This is a genomic window from Burkholderia sp. WP42, from assembly GCF_000745665.1.
In the GTDB taxonomy this organism is placed as follows: Bacteria; Pseudomonadota; Gammaproteobacteria; order Burkholderiales; family Burkholderiaceae; genus Burkholderia; species Burkholderia vietnamiensis.
The window spans coordinates 41904-58786 of record NZ_KN050723.1 but is presented as its reverse complement, the minus strand read 5'-3'; the positions used below and the strand labels follow the sequence as shown (position 1 = coordinate 58786).

The following is a 16883-nucleotide window of genomic DNA, read 5'->3' as shown; positions in this document are numbered from 1 at the left end:
GAATCGTATCAAAGTTCGCCAATATCCTCATCACGCGATTTGCGACGATAAGCGGCACCTCGGTTGATGTCCGAGTTGCGTTGGCGATTTTCAAACTTGCGTGATGGCGGAGCGCCACCACGCAAGCCAATACCTCGACCGTCAGGTCATCAGAAACGTGTTGTCACTTCGTCAGTCGAACGACGTACAAACCGGAATCCTGCGCATTCGCGCTCAGACTGTAGTTCGGTGCAGTCGCGTACGATGCGCCCTGGGTCAGCTGCTTATAGACTACGGTCGAGCCGGACACGTCGGCGAACTCGACAACCGGCGGATTCGGATTCGGAACGGTATTGGTCGTGAAATTCAGCGTCATTGTCGACGATGCCATCGCGTGGAGATCGCCCGAAGATTTCACCTCGTAGATGTAGTTTGCGGTTACGCCGGCCGGCGCCGGATCAGGCTTGCCCAGACAGATGGTCAGGTCTCCGGTCTGGCCACTCGCAGGTGTCTTGACCGTCAGCGTCGCAATGCCGTCATCGGTCGTCAGGTTGAGGTTGGCGTTCGCGATGACGCTGTTGTTCGACAAACTGAGTTTCTTGTAGGTCGCCGGGCAGGAAAACGCCGCGGTCGTCGTTGTCGTAGTTTGCGACGTCGAGCCGGCCGAATTTCCCGACGCCGCGCTGCCGCCACCGTCGCCACCGCCACCGCCACCACATGCAGCGAGCACGACCACGGTGCTCATAAGACCAATCAATGCTGACTTGTTATTCATCGCTTCTCCGCAATTGTTAAATAGTTCTAAATACAACACCTACACTTCACCTGTCCGATTTTCCCTAACTCGCACAGCGTGATTCACGCATAAAAAGCGCGTGGCGATGTTGATGCCACGCAAGGCGCCCAGGCTCAAAATGAGCGCGCAGACGCAACCAATCAGCGGCGAAACGTCAATCAAATACCGTGTGTCGCTCTTGCTTCACGGTAATTCTCGATTCGACGCAAAGTACGTGCATACGCTCGACTGTGACCTGCAAGGGCTGCCCGCTCAAAACTGCGAAGTCAGCTGGAATCCAAACGTGACGCGCGCAGTGGGAAAGCCCGAGGGTTTATAGATCGGCGTACCGGCAAACAGGTCATACGCGTAGGCGCCGAAGCGCGTCCCGATGCTTCCCTTCACGCCGATAACAGCGCCGGCCAACTGCGTGCCGACGAGCGCGATCGGCTGTGGCCCCCATACGCGGCCGTAGTCCAACCCTGCGTAAATCGCTTGACCCGTCTGGCCGATCGGCATCTGCAACTCGTTACGCCAGTAGAAACCGCGCGACGAGGCGAGCATCGTTTCTCCGTCGAAGCCGCGCACCGTGTATCGGCTACCGATCGTCATGTCGTCGAGGTAGTACAGGGTGTTCCCCGTGTACTGGCCGTGGAACGTACCGACATAACGGAACGGCTGTTTGCTAATCACGAACGGCACCGACAGGTTCGCGTCAAGCACTGCCATCTTGAAGCGATACGTTGGGCCAGCTGCGAGCATGTCATCCTGCGCGCCGAAACCGCCGATGCCCTGCCGATAGGCGGTCGAGCCGTCGAACTGCGCGCCATCCAAATAGTGACGATCTGTCACGCCGAGTTCGATGATCGTGTTGTTGCGGCGTTGTTGAGAAATCTCGGTGTCCTCAATGAAACTCTGACCAAAACGGCGCGACAGCCGGAAGTACCCACCGAACACGTCATTCTGGCTGCGTGCCAGGACTCGGGCCAGTTTGAAATCGACTGTCTTCGAGTTGCCGCTCGCGATGAATGTCTGATTCACGCCCGCGATCTGCTGGTAGTACGTGTTCGTGCTGGCGGACAGCGTAGCCGCCCAGTAGCCCCACGGAATCGTATAGAAACCGTTCCAGCCGTGCGAGCCGAGGCGCTTGTCGCCGAACTCGAGGTCTTGGCTGACGCCGACGTTGAGCATGTCGTTCAGCCCGAGCGGGTTGTCGATGCCGACCGACAGATTGCCTTGCAGCTTGCCGGTGGCGCGGGTGCCGGAGTTGTCGATCGATGCGACGACGGTCCACGGCTTGCTGCGCTTCACGTCGAGCACTACGTCGCTTTCGCCGGGCAGAGCGCCCGGAACGATTTGCATCGAGACGTCCTGACTCGACACGCGCTTCATTTGCTCGAGACCTTGCTCGAGATCGCGCAGGTTCAGCACTTCGCCGTCGCGGGTCGGGAAGGCGGTTTTCCACGTGCCCCGCAGTTTTTCATCGGCGAAGCGCACATGACGAATCATGCCGGGAATCAGCGAGAGTTTGAGCGTGCCGGTCGATAGGTCTTGCTCGGGGATGAGCACGCGCGTCGTGACGTAGCCGCGGGCCAGGATCGCTTGGGACAGGCCCTTGACGAGCACGTCGATGCCTTGCTTACCAACGCATTGGCCTTCGTAGTGGTTCAACCATTCCCGGGCGAACGCAAAGCGATCCATCGGCAAGGCTGATGCCCCTTGGGCCTTCGCCGCATCAGGCAACGAGGCAGGAACGTCAAGTGTGAAGCGGTCGATGCGGAAACACGGTGTTTCGGTTGGAAGCGCCGGATATGCTTCGACCTTCGGCACTTCCGAACGCACGGAAGGCGCACGCACGGTTACGGCGCGCTGCTGTGCTTCCCATTGCTGCTGCGCCTGCCGATCCTGTTCGGCGTTCGCCTTCGCGGCAGCCGCTTGGTCAGCAGGCGTGGGGGCCTGCTGTGCATGTACCGCGAGCGACACCAAGGCCGTGATTGGGAGGGCCGTCAACCGTTTAGCTATCTTCATTTTAATTTAATCCCTGATTCTGCCAGTGGCCTGCTAGCCTCGCAATAACCGCCTTTCCGGTCAGCTCATACGCGAGATTCTCGTTACGCAATTCTGTATCCGTCGCCCGGTTCCAAACTGCTGCTGTCCCGCGTTGTACGCGTCTCGATTCGGCTTGATGTACTGGCTATTCTTATCGTGATTCGCATATTGAGGGTCGTTCTTGAAACCATCGCAGTTCAGATCCTGATAACCCACGATGCTGCTAATTTCATAATCGTGCTTTCCGTCCGATGATCCGACTTACGCAGGTCCCCTGCGACAATTCGGCCTTCGGCCCCCGTTTGCCAATACTCAGCTCCTTCAAAACCGTTTTCGCGTATCTCACCGCACAATCGTATCCGCTCTGGTGAGGCTGCCGACTGTATAGCAACGATCTGCTGCTTTCAGGACTTGTCCTGCTCATCGCCCTTCACTTCGTAGCTTCTGCGCGCCCTCTTGTAACTGTTGCCGAAGGGTTTGATGTGCAGAATCTTTGCGCGACTCGTCATACCCCCAACAAGCGCGATTGCGAATCCAACAAGCAGGAGAATGCGGGCCCACACAACGGGAAGGTCAAACCCAATTGCGATTGCAGCGAAACCGATTCCCGTAAGGATAAGGAGGAGACGCACCCACGAAGTAAGATTTCCATCTTCGATGAATCTGATCTTCATTGATTTTTCCCTACGGCGTTTCCGCCCGCGCGGCAGCACCAATGGCGATTGAATCCAGCACCAGCCGAACTGGCGTTGTTCCGGACCGTATACTGAATGTTCCCGTTTGGGTAGACGGTTACATCGTTCGCACCACCCTTTGGCGTCGCGGCCAATCCATTATCCACGAGATTCTGTTCGAATTGACTTCGCGTAAGATCAATGACGGCATTCGGAACAATCCGAACAAATCGGAGCCCGCGGTAATTTGCGTGTCACGATTTTCACGCCCTGCCCATTCGCATTGCCTTTAGATACACTCGCGGCCAATTCCAGCGAAATAGGCTCGATCTTTTACCATAGAATCAGCTTCGCACAATACAAAAATCAGATCGCGTCCAACACTTTTACCGCATTCTGATCCAACGATGTTACAGGCTGTTCCGCAACGTAGAATGCTGGGCCGAACCGACTGCTTGGATCCAGAAAAGCGGGGGCAATACCGTTATCGAGTGTCCCCTTTTGCAACCGCCGGCACTCCTGTCTAGCGCCCCGCCGGAACGCCCCGTTCAGCGGCGGTGTTAGAACGGCCCGATGTCGTCGAGTACTTCAGCTCGGGTTAGGCGACCGATGCGCAACAGAACCTCAACTTCATCACCTTCGCTTACTCTTTCGTATTTCCAATCTGGCGGCCCAATCACAAACAATTCACCCTCCACGTCCACCTCCAGCATATTTCTAGCAGGCACTTTGACCAACAACCGACCTTGCTGCTCGGTGTGTTCCGGCACGACGAATTTCCGTGTTATCCGGCCCTTCTTTGTTGTCGAACTCATGACACTGAAGTTAAGTAAGCCAAGTGATATTTTGAAAACGATGAAAATTAGCAATAATCCAATGGCGAAAAATAAGCACCCGACAACCGCGCTTAGCCCGCCTTGATTGATCAGTTCGAACGGGAAAACTAGCAAGCGATTCATGAGAGCGATCTCATTTTGAGGAACTCGGATTGTTCAGGCTGTTCTGGACCTTCGTTTGCGCTGGCCCCGAGAGAATTTGGACAGCGTGGTTTGCAATATTCCCCGCGTGTCCGGGAAGCCAAATTTGCGCTGCGGTGCCAACGCCATACGCGGTTGCCGAAGTCGCTGCGGAAGCGGATGGATCGCTCGATGGATTGACCATTCCTGCCCCTGCGAACGCTCCCGTCGCGCTTACAAGCCCGTTGTAGGTTCCGACGGCGATCTTCGCGCCGATACCGCTTCCAAGCGTATCCAGCGGAAGTCCAAGTGGTGTTAAGGCGGTGGCCGCAGTTCCAACTATCAGAGACTTCCCAGCGTTCGGGGCGTCGCTGCTCATATGGGTATCCCGCTGCTGCCGTTGAAGTATCACGGTTTGCTAGCACGTATTCGAACAGCAGATGAGGGACTTCCATTGCCAACTGCACAAACCTCCGGGCCGCCTTGACCGACTCAACCTCGAAATCGTCGCGGCCTAAAAGCACTGAGAAGTCCCCTATATAGTCCATCTCGGGGAACAAATCGTCATTCGACAACGTGAACCCCTCGATACCTAGCACCCCGATTCCCAAACGTTCGCATAGCTCCAACAGCCGCATACTATCTGGAGAATCGAACAATGAAACACCAGCGGAACGTGCGGTCGGCCGCAGTCCGCTTCGGCTCAACAGATCGTCTATGTTTACTACGCTCACTTTGCCCATGGCGCCTTCCAATTCGGATTGTTCCGGTTAGAGACCTGCACCACCGCGCCATTCTTTGTTCACAACGACGTACGAGCCGTCGCTCATCATGGTTGCCTCGTCACCAACCCAAATTTTCCCAAGTCGGTTAGCCTCAGCCGTCGTCCCGATACCAATAGAATCGTTGATGTTGTTTGTGCCGCTACCATTCACCGCAGCTGCGAGCCTAGGGTCCTGAGCAGCGATATTGGCTAAGTTCTCATTCAGGAGTTGCCCTCCAAATCTTGAAGGGTTGCAGCGTTGGCCGTACCTTCGGACGTCACTGTTGTCCATGTGGCAAAGAATTAGCCTACGTCGCTAGCCTCCACGGTCGCAAGCGCGTACGCATCGTCCGCTGCCAAGAACGCCTCTACTTCATATGCGACCGGCGCTGCTGGGTCACCGAATACCAACACCACTGTGACCAATGTTCCAGCTGGCAGCACTACGGTTCGATGCTCCCCGATCACGGTTGCTTCCAACGATTTCGACAATGCAAAGGTGTCGTTCTCTTTCATCGCGTTCATTTTTTTGCTGGGATACCTGTTACCAATCGAACTGTACCGGAGTTGTCCTTCATGAAGACAAACGACGTGTCAATAGTCTTTCCATTCGCCCCGGTGATTGGAATAACCTGTTCGTAGGTTTGTCCGTACTGCGTGGTCTTCGTCGGAACAGCAGTGGCGGGGTCAAAATATAGTTGACTTGCCAAATCCTGCCAGTTCCTCTGGTCGAAGCCCAATGCTTGACTAAACCAATTAGCCTTAGTTTGGTTCTGTGGATGCGCCGGGTCCAGCAAATAACCGCTCAACTTGCTTTCGAGGTTTGACGTATCGAAACCAACGTTGTTCGTGGCCTGAGGCCCTGACGACGAAGCCGAACCGCCGCCGCTCGAATCATCGCTCCCGCCCGCGGACATTGTAGGCGCCCCCGGCGTTACCACTGGCGTTACCGCCATGCCGCAAGCACCGGGGCCCGCCGGACATGGAATCGGCGTAACAACGGCCGTCGCAGTCGGGGGCGTCCCGTTACCCCCGCCGCTCGGCCCGTTCAGATCGTCCGGATTGACATATGGGCCCTGCGGACCATTTTGCGCGATCTTCTTCAGCAACGCATTACCGAGATTCGTGGCTCCGCGCCCTGCCGACTTCGCCTGCTGGAGGGCCCAGTCGCCCATCGCGTTAAGCGGATCGTTCAGCTCATCAGACAGGCTATACACGAACAATCCTGTCGCCTTCAGGTCCTGCTGTTCGCTTATATAGCCGGCACCACGCTGTTGCGACGCCAACGCTGCCGCATACGCCGGGTCGTTGCTCGACAACTGCGCCGCACACTGCACCAGATAGCACGCCGCATCGGCGAGTCGGTCCTGTTCGTCTTTCGGTTGTCCCTTTTGCAACTGCGCCAGCTTCTGCTTTTCATTCGGATGCAACTGCCGGTTATAGAGATCGGCGCTCAACGCACCATTCGCACCACTCAGTGCGCCAGCCGCCCCGCCGATCGCGCCACCTACCGCCGCACCAGCCAATCCCGATGCGACGTTCCCCAGCACCGTGCCACCAAGCGTATCACCCAGCGCGCCACTCGCAGCATTGCCCACCATGTCACCCGCCACCGTGCCGCCGATTGCGCCCGCCACATTGCCCCCGCCCATCGCTGCACCGATTCCAGCAACTCCTGCATGCGAAGCGATGCGCGCAGCCCCATCTGGCCCCCACATCGCCACCTGTGCATTCGCGGCAGTCAAATCTGCCTGAGCTTGCTGAGCCGCCGCGTCATCGTGAATCGCATTTGCTTGATCCAGTCGTTGCTGAGCATCGCGTGCGTTGGCCTTCGCGCGGTTTTGAAGCGCATCCGCCACGTCACCGACCACCTGCATGCCGACCTGTCCGACCGACTGCTGAACCGCAATGTCGTTCTGCACGTTCTGCGCATTGAACGTGTTCTGTACCGCACCATTCGCATTCGCCGTGTCGCGGCTCAAACCGACGGTGCTGTCGTGCCCGGTACCCGCGTCGCCCCGCACCGTGATCGCGCCCGGACTCACCGCCGCATACGTCGTCCCCGACGCGTCGCTGCTCGTGCCCGCCGCCGAGAATCCGCTCGGTCCCAAACCTTGCGAGTTCTGCGGCCCAGGCAACTTGTTCGCGATCGAGGTGACCGGTGTCTTCAACATGGCTCCGCCCGGCCCGCTCCAACCAAAACCGCCACTCGCACTGAAGCCGACCGTATCGCCCGAATAGCTCGCGTGATTTTCCAGATTCGTGAAGCCCAGCGTCTGGGTCGACAAACTGTTCTTGTCCGGCGTCGCCGTGCTCGCGATCACACCGCCGTCAAGCTGCGTATGGTTTCCGACATTCACGTCGTACCCGCCCGTGCCTGCATAGATCCCGCTTTGCTGGTTCACCGACTGGTAGTTCGCGTTGATGTTCTGCTGGCTCGCGCTCGCGCTACCGCTAACGGTCTGGCCGTAGCAGAACGGTGGCACGCAAATGCTTGCCTGGAATCCAGCGCTCGACTGCTTACTGTCGTACGTGGCGGTGTCCTGTTGGCTCGCGATATTGAGGTCGCGCCCAATACTCGCATTGACCGCATCGCCCGAGACCTCCGCGCCACGCAAATTCGTATCCCGCCCGCTCGTCATCGACAACGTATCGCCCGCGGTAATTTGCGTGTCACGATTGGTCACGCCTTGGCCATTCGCATGGCCTTTGGATGCATTCGCGGCCAATTCCAGCGTGAAGCCGTTCTGCTGTCCTCCGATACCCAGCCCGACACCGACGCTACCGCCGCTGCTACTGTTGTGGCTCGCAAGTTGGTTCGTGTCCTGGGCGCTTTGGAGATTGATGTCGCGCGCCGCATTCAGTGTCACGTTCTGCCCGGAAATCTGCGTACCGCGCGCGTTGATGTCGCCATCCGTAGCAAAGCCACTCGCGTCCTTCTTACCGCTGCCGGTCGCGATCAGGTTCACGTTGCCGCCCGCGTGCAGCGTGCTGCCGTCGTTCGACAGGGAACTGCTCTGCGAGTCACTATGGCTCGAGCCGCCTCCGATGCTCACCGTGGCCTTGATCAACGGTTGACTCGTCGGCCCCTTGCTCAACGCCGTACCAACTTGATACGCGTTGTACGCCGCAAGTCCGGCCTGTGCCTTGTCCAGCGCCGCCAACCGCGAATCGCCCCCGCGCGCGGGCTGCGCAAATGCTTGATTGGCTTGCGCGACGGCGTTCCCGACCGCGCCGCCAAGCGCCACACTCACGCCGAACTGACTGGAATCCTGACTCATCCGGCTCTGCGTCGCGTCCGTACCCGGGTCGAGATTCAGGTTCTTGCCGATCAGCGTCAGATCCTTACCCGCGCTCAAATCGGAACCGGCGACCGTGATGTCCTGCTTCGCATCGAGCGTCACGTTGCCGTTGCCGCTGACGATCTGGCTGCGCATCGTGCTTTGGGTCTGCGAAGCCGTGTCCTGGACACTATGGTTCTTCGCCACACCGACGCTAAAGCCGGTAGCCGTGCCGTTACTGCCCAGACTGCCGATCTGCTGACTGCTCGATTCCTGGTGGCTCGTACTCGTGTCAAGCCCGGCCAGCACGTTGATTGCGCCCTGTGTGGCGACGAGATCGACGCCCTGCGTTCCACTGATGCCCGAGCCGACGACGTTGATGTCGCCCGTCTTGCTCTTGATGACGACGCTATTACCCGTGACCGATGCCGCCGTTTGCTGCGTCATCGTCTGACTACCGTCCGAATTGCTCCGGCTCGCGTTGTACGGAGACGGGCTGTTGCCACCCGTGTTCGCCGTGCCACCCACCCAGCGCCCCAAATCGCCCAGGCTCGGCGATGCTGCTTGAACGCCCCATGACGAACCGGACGATTGTGTCGACTGCTGCAAGTGATCAGTCGATGCCTGCAAGTTGACGTTACGGTGCGCATCCAGCGTCGCCGTGCCGCCCGCGCTGATTGCCGAGCCGATCACGGAAATATCGCCATCCACGATGTTGCCGTTCGCGTCCTTCTGCGCGCCGCCAGTCGCTTTCACGGTCACGTTTCCACCACCGCGAACCGTGCTTCCGAAGTTCGTCAAACTCGACATATCGGTCGTAGAGCTGCTACGGCTCTGTCCGTACGACACGGAGATCCCCGGCACGTCTGCCGCGCTTGCGCCGATCTCGTTGCCCACTGCTTGGCCGCGCTGGAAGGCGTTACCCGACGACGCATTCGCCTTCAGGTTGCGTACCGTATCGTACGGCGTACCGGTCACGGCAACGGTCAGGCCACTCGAATGCGCTTCGCGTTGATCGTGCGATTGCGCCACATCCTGCCCTGGATCAATCGTCACGTTCTGCCCGGTGATACTGATATTGCCCGTGTTTCCGTCGACGTCGCCCGCCGCCTTGCCTGCCACGAAATCGCTGCCGCTGATATGGACGTCCTTCCCGCCCGATACGGTCACGTTGCCTTCAACGCTGCCGACCGTACTGCGCGACTGGCTCTGCGTCGTCGAAGCCGCGTTATACCGGTCGCTCTGTTCGCTCGATCCGATCGTAATGCCAAGTCCACCCGAGCCAGACAAGCCCGAATGCTTCTCTTGGTGATACTCGTTGTCCTGATACGTGTCGGTCGCCGCCGTGATGTTGACGTTGTTTTTAGCGGACAGCGCCACGTCGTGCGTCCCGACAATGGCGCTACCGGTGACGTTGATGTCTTTCCCGCTGACGACCGTTACGCCGTCAGCCGAAATCGCGCTGCCATTGGCATACGTGGTGGTCTGGTCGACGCGGTTTGTCGCGCTCGCATGACTTGCAACGCCGCTGTGGTCGTGCGATTCGTTCATGTTCGACACGTGCGTTTCGGTCGCCGCGCCGACGTTCACGTTGCCGACCGCCATCAGGCCCACGTTGCCCTGGTCAAGCAAGATCGTGCTTCCGATGACGCTGATGTCCTTGCCCGAAGCAACGCTCAAGGTATTGCCGCTATGCACCGTCGTGCCAACGACGGTCTGGTCGGACGTGTGCAACGTTTCCGAATAGCTGCCGTGGTGATCGCTACCCGAACTGTTGCTGTCGACCGTCGACGTAGCGCTCGCAGCGCCGAGCGTGATATTGCCCTTGGCCGCGATCGTTCCGCCGTTGCCCAGGTTGATTTGCGCGCCGCTCGCGGTCAGATCCCCATTCACTCCGATCATCGACACGCCGCCGACATTCACAGCGCTACCAACCACGCCATTGATGTCGGTATTCGATACGCCATTCGCGCGCTGCACGATCTTGTGCTCGCCGACTTGCTGCGTACCTAGGTCGTAGTTTCCCCCAATCAGCATGCCGAGATTGCCGCCGACCGTCAGCGCGCCCGCATGCTGCTCGACATTGCCACCTGTCATGATTCCCGCATCGCCCTTGACGTCGAGCTGAGCAATCGGCCCGAGCGTCGTCGTCACACTCGTTGCGCCATCGCGACTCACCCGGGTGTCGCTTTTCACGGCGGAATCGAGAATCAGATCGCCACCGGCATTCAGATACAGGCTTCCGGCCTTGACCTTCGCCGACGTCAAATCGACATTGCCAGTCGTCGTCAACGACATGAGCCCACCACTCTGCAACGCGCCGAACGCGTTATCGATCTGCTTGCCCTGAATCGACAGCGTGTTGTCCGCCTTCACCGTCCCGCTGTTCGTGAAGTTCTGCGCGTCCTTCAGATCGATGTCCGTCGCGGTAATCAGCGGGCCGTTGACGTTCTGCTGGTTCGCCTGCGCGAGGTACACGACCGGCACGAGCACCGATTGGCCGTCGACCACTCGCGTTTCCATCATGATCACGTTGTTCGTGAGCTGCGATACCTGCTCGGCCGACAGGCTCGCGCCCAGCGAGAGATTAAGCGTCTTCTCCAACGATGCACCCGCCGCCATCAACTGCTGATACATCGTCTGAAGATCCGTGTACGGACCCAATACCGCACGGCCGGTCAGCGAAGTGACCTGATTGCGTACGAGTTGCTGCTCGTAGAATCCATCACCCAGACGCTTCGGAATATGCGTGAGGTCGACGCCGATCTGACTGAAGAAGTAGTCGCTGGAGATGAAGCGCTTCTGGTTCGTGAATGCCGGGTTCGTCTCGATCGCATAGCTCGCGTTCGGCGACGGATTCGGTCTGTACAGACCGCCCTGCGGGATCGTCAGATTGTTCAGGACGTTCTGCGCCGTCGCGCTGGCGATGACCGGCGAGACCGTGATCACCCCACCATGCACGGCCGAAGCGCCCGACTTCGTGCCGCTCGCGCTTCCGCTCAGCCCACCAATCATCAGACCGGGGACGGATTGACCGGGCAGCAGACCGAGCGACGGAATCGACGCGTTTGCGGCCGTGTTATTGATGCTGACACCCGTGCCGGAGATCGTGCCGTTCGAACCCAACGTCGAATCGTAGCTCGGCAGACTGTAGGTCTTGACGTCCGCTGGCGCGACTTGGGTATAGCCGCCCGGACGGCTCGTCACGAACGGGGCGTTGCCGAACGGCAATTGCCAGTTGTATTCGCTGCTGTCGTAGTTGTTGTAGTGGTACTGGCCCGAGTACGTCACCGTCACGGTCGGCGCCTGCTGGCCCGTCGCCGCCCAACCGTTGCCGTCATAGTTTTGCGGCAAGTCGAGGTTGCCAACGGCCGTGATGCTGCTCCAGTAGTTTTGCAGGGTACCGGTCGATGTTGCATTGAGACCGCCGCCCGACACGATTTGCGCAGTCGGACTCAATGCCGTGACCGTGTTCGCCACAGCCGTTCCAGTATAGGTCGTGTAGAAGTACCCGCTGTTCCACTGGCCGCCGTGAGGCGGCTCAATGTACATGCCGCCCGGCTGGGCGATGATGGCGGCCGCTTCGGCCGGGGTGATGTTGTCGGACCGGAGACCGGCGATCATCTGCCCCCCGTTCATGCAATTCACCGCGAAGTACGATGCGCAACCTGACAGGCTAATGCCGTATTGCGCGAGGGCCGCCGGATCGACGTTACTCGTGCTTCCCGAGGTGCTCATCACGCGACGGGTACTCGTCACCTTGTTGGCGTGGAGTTCCATATCGCCGCCGGACTGGATCAACGCCGACGAGTTGTTGACGAGTGCCGCATTCGTGTAATTGCCGCTCGCGTCCTTACCACCCGCGAGTACGACCTTACCCATCCCGAAAATCGCCGTCGTCGGCATCGAATCCGTCGCCGTCGTGTCGTCACGGTTTTCGATATCGTGCGCGAGAATTTCAAGCGTGCCGTTGCTATCCGATGCACCGATCAAGGCCGTCGGCCCGACGTTCGACACCGTGCCCGTTGCGTTGAGCGAGACGCTGTCGCCCACCAGCGACCCAGCATTGGTGAGGTTGCCCGATTGCGTATGCAGCAAACCGCCGGCTGACAGTGCGCCGGAGTTGACGATGTTGCCGGCATTGACGCTCAGATCGTTGACCGACTGCACGTTGCCGCTGTTGTCGAACGTACCGGGCAACGCAAACGCAAGATCATGGCCGACGTTGAACTGATAGTCGGGCGTCACCGAGAAATCGCCCTGCAAATTGACGCTCGCATCGTGGGCCGCGCTATAGGTACCGCCACCTTGCAGCGTCGGCGCTGTCACCGTCAGGTCGTGCGTCGAACTGATCTGCCCGTTCGTGTTCGTGATCGCGCCGCTGGTCGTCACGGCCACATCGCCGCTCGAATTCGCGACGTTACCAATCTGCCCGCCGCTGTTGTCCAAGGTCGTCCCCTGAACATGCAGCGAGGCGCCGCTCAGCTGGCCACCTTGCGTGTTGGAAATCGACGCAGCGTTCACCATCACGTCACCGTTACCGGTGATCGCACCCATCCCCGACACACCACCGGCGTTGCTGTTGGTGATCTGACTGCCGCCCTGCACGGTCATTTGGCCGGCGCCAAGGTCGGCGATCGACCCGTCGGCGTTGTCGATCGACGCGGACTGGATGCGCAGCGTGCTCGTGTCGCCTGCCACGGTCTGGCCGGCCTGAATATGCCCGCCCTGGTTCACCAGCGCGCCGCCGTTCGTCAACGACAAGGACGTTCCTGCGCGCACCAGGCCTTGCGCGTTGTTCACGTCGCCCGCGATCGTCGCGGCGATGTCGCCCTGTGCCGCGAAGATGCCGCTCGTATTGTCCCAGCCGCTCGCGCCGACGACTGCATTGCCCTTGGTGACAACGGTGCCGCCCGCGTTGTTCACTGCACCTGCACCGCTGCCTGGTTCAATCGTCAGCGTACCCGCGCCGGCATGCGTAATCGTTCCGCCAGCGTTGTTCAATTGCGCGGGAGCGAGCGTCAGGTCCGTACTGTTCGTCTGGATCACACCGCCAGCGGAATTGTCGAGCGTGCCGCTCACATTGACGCCCATCGCCGACGACCCATACTGCGTGATCGTGCCGCCGTGGTTCGTCAGATTCGGCGTGCTCAGTGCGAGCTGATTGGCTGTGAGCTGTCCACCGCTATTGTCGAGCGTCGAATCGGCTGTGACCGACAGATTCGGGGCAACGATCGCGCCGCCCTGATTCGTCATCGAACCCGTGTGAATCGTCGCATTCGTGCTCGCGCCGATTTGGCCGCCATCGTTCGTCAACGTGCCGCTCGTCGAGCCGAGCTCCGTGTTGGACAGCAGCTTGCCGTTGGTATTGTTCAGCGTGCCGCCAACCACCGCGATCAGCCCGCTTTGCGCGTTGATGGAACCCGAGGTGTTGTTCAGCGAGCCGCTTTGCGCCGCGATATGTCCGTTGCTGGCAATCACGCCGCCGACGTTCGACACCGAACCCGCACCGTTGCCCAACGTCAGCGTACCCGTGCCGGCGTGGACGATCGTGCCACCATCGTTGACCAGCGCAGCAGGGGCCAGCGTGACGTCCGTGCTGTTCGTCTGGAGCGTGCCGCCACTCGAATTGTCGAGCGTGCCCGATACATTGACGGCCATCGTGCCGGTGCCGATCTGCGTGATCGTGCCGCCGCGATTGACGAGACTGGTACCGGTCAACGCGACCTGTTGGGCTTGCACGGTGCCTGAGCTGTTGTCGAGCGTAGTGCCGTTCAACGCGGCGGTTTGGCCCATGAGCGTGCCGCCACTGTTGGCCAGGTGCGCAGCGGCGTCGACCGCGACGTTCTGCGCGGCCTGCAAGGACCCGCTGCTGTTGTCGATCGACTGACCGGCCACGTGCAGATTCGTATTGGACGTGATCGTCGCGTGGTTGGCGATCGTCCCGCCTTGCACCGTCACGTCGCCATTGCCGCCGATCACGCCACCTTGCGCGCCGGCCGCCGTCGTACCTGCCGCATTCGTGAGTTGGCCCGTCGCGGTCAACACCATCCCGTCGCTATTGAGCGACGTAATGCGGCCGGCCGTATTGTCGATCGTGATTGCATCGACCGTGGCACGACCAGCGCTCTGGACCGTACCTTGGTTGTTCGCGACCGTGCTGCCACGCAGCGCCATCGTGCTCTGCGAAACGAATACGCCGGACTGGTTCGCGATCTGGTCGGCGGCCGTCACCGACAGCGGCCCTTGCGACGACACTGCGCCGTTCCGGTTCGACACGTCGTTGCCCGTCAGGCTCGTTGCACCGCCGCTCGTCAGATTGCCTCGATCATTGATGACCGTGCCTGCGGCATTCGCCGTGATGGCCCCTTGGGCGCTGGTCGTCGCGTTCGTGAAGTTGACGTCGCCGACCGTGGCCGTGAGCGACAGATCGCCGTTCGCGGCCGTCGTGCTGCCCGCGAGGTTTACGCCGGAGCCTTTCGCGCTCACGTTGCCGCCCGCAACGTTCTTGCCGGTCGCATCGAGCTGGCCCGTCGTCGCGAGTTGCAGGTCGCCGGTTTGCGTCACGGAACCGTCGCTGTTCACGCCTGCGCCGAGCAACCCGGTCGAATTCAGCGAGCCCGCGGTCACGCCGACGTGATGTTGCGCAGCCAGCGTACCGGTATTGACGACGTCCGCACCGGTATTCACCGACACCGACTGCTGGCCGTAGGTGGTGCCGCTGTTCTCGACTCCGCCTGCAGCAGAAATGGCGGCGTTCCCGGCCGACGAAACCTTGCCCGACTGAATCAGCCGTCCGTCGGTAGTCAACGTCAGCCCCATCGCGTCCGCCGCGATCGTCCCGGCGTTTCGGACTCCGACGCCGCCCTCGGTGCCGACCAACAGGATGCGATTGCTGTACATGCCGCCCAATTGCGCAACGTCGATCGCAACCGCAGGCGCCGCACCATCGCCCTGAATGCGGGTCGCCTCGAGGGTGTCGTGATGGACCTGATTCGCACCGGCGATCACGTTCAGGTTCGTCGCATAGATGGCGGCGTTTGCCTGTACGGCTCTGGAAATGAGGTCGACCTGATCCACGTTCGTGGCATTCAGGCCCGCGCCCTGTACCGCGATGAGGCCGCGCGTCACACTGAAACCCGCCAGTGATCCGTCCGGATTCAGGTTCGGCGTGCCGGTGGTCAGGATTGCACGCGAGGTATTGATGAAGCCGCCACCATCCACGACCAGTCCCGACGGATTGGAAATGATCATCTCCGCACGCTGGCCGGCGATCTCGACGAAACCCCTCAGTTGCGACGGGTTCGGGCTGTTGACCTGGTTGATGATGATCCTGGCCGAACCGTTCGGGCCGAGATTCGGGTTGCCGTTGATGTACCCGGCCTGCTGCGTATTCGTCAGCGTAGGCGAGTTGTTGACGATCACGCCGGGTTTGGGCACATCGAACTGCGAATAGGTATTCAACGACACGCCCGCACCGGACGGCTTCGTGATGTTGACCTGTTGGAGACCGTTTTGCGTCTGGATGACCGACGGCGCGTTCGCGCCCGCGCCCACGACCTGCGCATTTGCCCACATCGGCGTGACCCCGGCCGCGACCAGCACCGCGAATGCAGCATGGCGCAAGGCAAAGCTCGCCGACGCGCTCGCCATGCGATCGCCAACGGCACGCGACGCTTCACCCTTGGTGACTTTCCCCGTCGCGTGAGCCGTTTCCTCGACTGCAACGAGCATGCGGCGCACGCGGCTGAATACCAGACGATATTGGTTCTTGTTCATGGATACGGCAAACGCTTTTAGACGTGGAGCAAATCGATCGGGAAGCCACCACGAGTACAGAGACGCTCTCCAATGTCGAAAGCAACGCTGTCTAAGTTTGTCTGCACGTCGCAACGTGTGATCGCGATCGAATGGCGGCCCTTCACGCCGAAATCTATCGAAAGGTGCGCATTCACAGTGTCAGAGATTGCAAGTCACCGACTAATAAATTTCACGCCGCCGCGCGCGTGATCGTCGACAGCGTGGAAGATGGCGTGCGGGACGCACCATATCGACCGCCTTCCGCTCGAAACGCGGATGCGGAATTGACATTCCGAAATATTTTTATAATCGACCAGCGATTGATATAAATCCGTATCGAGTGGCCGGCACTCACCACTGACTCAACCTGAATCGTCACCCGATCCGACTCAACGGAATATTTTCAATGGTCGCTCACTCGTACAACGTTACTCGCGAGTAGTCGCGTGACCATTGAATCGCCACCATCTCAAAATAAGCCAATTGACATTTAAAACAACTAGCAAGTCCGATCGCGAATTGCGATGGCCGCTTCAGCGTGCTCTACGACTCGCGTCTCCAATTCGCAACGGCGCATCGATATGAAGAAACCAGGCGTCGCGTGGT

The 16883-nt window shown here is 59.9% G+C and carries 6 protein-coding genes; all 6 read right to left on the bottom strand.

Translation table 11 applies throughout. The features are described from left to right. Window positions 1–163 precede the first annotated feature (163 nt). Window positions 164–754, bottom strand: coding sequence for a hypothetical protein (locus EX20_RS22880; RefSeq protein ID WP_034194868.1), 591 nt, complete (start codon window positions 752–754; stop codon window positions 164–166). 273 nt (window positions 755–1027) lie between these two features. Then, the gene (locus EX20_RS22875; RefSeq protein ID WP_034194867.1) at window positions 1028–2782 is read right to left on the bottom strand and encodes a ShlB/FhaC/HecB family hemolysin secretion/activation protein; all 1755 of its coding nucleotides are present in this window, start codon (window positions 2780–2782) and stop codon (window positions 1028–1030) included. A 425-nt stretch (window positions 2783–3207) separates the two neighbouring features. Beyond that, window positions 3208–3477 (bottom strand): hypothetical protein, encoded by a 270-nt coding sequence (locus EX20_RS22870; protein WP_011881335.1) that lies wholly within the window; start codon window positions 3475–3477, stop codon window positions 3208–3210. A gap of 560 nt (window positions 3478–4037) precedes the next feature. Next, window positions 4038–4436 carry a hypothetical protein gene (locus EX20_RS22865; protein WP_034194866.1) on the bottom strand — a complete coding sequence of 133 codons (399 nt, stop codon included), beginning with the start codon at window positions 4434–4436 and terminating at the stop codon, window positions 4038–4040. A 1063-nt stretch (window positions 4437–5499) separates the two neighbouring features. Beyond that, entirely contained in the window at window positions 5500–5721 is a 222-nt protein-coding gene (locus tag EX20_RS22860) for a hypothetical protein (RefSeq protein WP_034194865.1), read from the bottom strand. Continuing rightward, window positions 5718–16256 carry a hemagglutinin repeat-containing protein gene (locus EX20_RS22855; protein WP_034194864.1) on the bottom strand — a complete coding sequence of 3513 codons (10539 nt, stop codon included), beginning with the start codon at window positions 16254–16256 and terminating at the stop codon, window positions 5718–5720. The genes EX20_RS22860 and EX20_RS22855 overlap by 4 nt, the downstream gene beginning before the upstream one ends. Window positions 16257–16883 lie beyond the last annotated feature (627 nt).

What these genes read in the sequence shown, in the direction of transcription:
- EX20_RS22855 (WP_034194864.1), bottom strand. Translation starts at nt 16,256, where the DNA reads ATGAACAAGAACCAATATCGTCTGGTATTCAGCCGCGTGCGCCGCATG.
- EX20_RS22880 (WP_034194868.1), bottom strand. Translation starts at nt 754, where the DNA reads ATGAATAACAAGTCAGCATTGATTGGTCTTATGAGCACCGTGGTCGTG.
- EX20_RS22870 (WP_011881335.1), bottom strand. Translation starts at nt 3,477, where the DNA reads ATGAAGATCAGATTCATCGAAGATGGAAATCTTACTTCGTGGGTGCGT.
- EX20_RS22860 (WP_034194865.1), bottom strand. Translation starts at nt 5,721, where the DNA reads ATGAACGCGATGAAAGAGAACGACACCTTTGCATTGTCGAAATCGTTG.
- EX20_RS22875 (WP_034194867.1), bottom strand. Translation starts at nt 2,782, where the DNA reads ATGAAGATAGCTAAACGGTTGACGGCCCTCCCAATCACGGCCTTGGTG.
- EX20_RS22865 (WP_034194866.1), bottom strand. Translation starts at nt 4,436, where the DNA reads ATGAATCGCTTGCTAGTTTTCCCGTTCGAACTGATCAATCAAGGCGGG.